1 protein-coding gene is annotated in these 1,036 nt (G+C 45.8%); it reads right to left on the bottom strand.

Translation table 11 applies throughout. The features are described 5' to 3' along the window. On the bottom strand, positions 1-984 hold a 984-nt coding region (locus QUB33_RS29570; protein ID WP_333358292.1), incomplete at its 3' end, for an IS66 family transposase. Between the last annotated feature and the right edge of the window lie 52 nt (positions 985-1,036).

A 1,036-nucleotide genomic window follows, 5' to 3' on the forward strand; every position in this document is an offset into this window, starting at 1 on the left:
CCTGAATAATAACTTCTTCATTGCTGGGGCGAAAATCCTGTCCCCAGCATCAATCGCATATTGGCAGTCCCGCAATTGATGAGCCAAACACACTTGCCATTGTGGTGCTGGATGATTTTTTTGAGCGCTAAATAAATCTGACACCCAAATATCGGGACGATGTTCTCCTAGAACTTCGTACATTACTCCACTGGCTCGGCTAGGGCGGATGATGTGCAAGCAAACATCAGGGTTCTGAAACACCCACTCCCACTGATTTTGTCCGTTAACTCTCGCGCTCGTTTCATCTGAACAAATTAATTTTGCCCGCCGCAGCCGTTGTAGTATTTGAGTTACTTGGTCATCTAAACTCGTTTTGACTTTCTTTAATAGGTTGGCGATTGCGCCTTCTGATATCTTGAGTCCAAATACAGATGCAAATATGGACGATAGCCGTTCGTAACTGATGGCATGAGTGTAACGGAGATATGTGACTAAGCTTTGAATTGAACTGCCAAACGGTGAGCCTGGTTCCATTCCTAATGGTACAGGTGCAACATATTCGGTGTGACAGCAGGCACACTGACCACCATAACGTTCGATTCGGGTGATGATGGGACGAATTGGTGGTAGTTCGATTTTTTCGTAGACCGATTGCAGTTTTTGGGCAGCAGTGGTGACTTTCTCTCCACACTGGGGACAATTTTTGAGTTGGGCGATGATTGTTTGGTCGGGATCACGATGTAGTTCTCTTCCCCCTCCTGCTCTTCCTAAGCTCCCGGCTCTTTTTACCCCCTCAATTTTCGATTGCTTAATGTTGGGCTTGAATCCCTTCGACGGCGGAGTGCTAGAATTTTTGCTGGTTTTGGTGGGAACTTTATTTTGTTTTGCTTCCCCTGTACTGGCTAAAGCGGCGGTGAGTTTTTGGATTTCTTGCCATAGCTCTACTATCAAGGCTTCTTTCGCCTCGTTCGATAGTTGCTTTAAGTCGGGGAGTTTTTCCATTCCTTGATCTAATGTCTATCTCGTCTTCTTGTCAAGGGGGTTGAGCAATTAC

Source organism: Microcoleus sp. B3-A4 (assembly GCF_036705385.1).
GTDB lineage: Bacteria > Cyanobacteriota > Cyanobacteriia > Cyanobacteriales > Microcoleaceae > Microcoleus.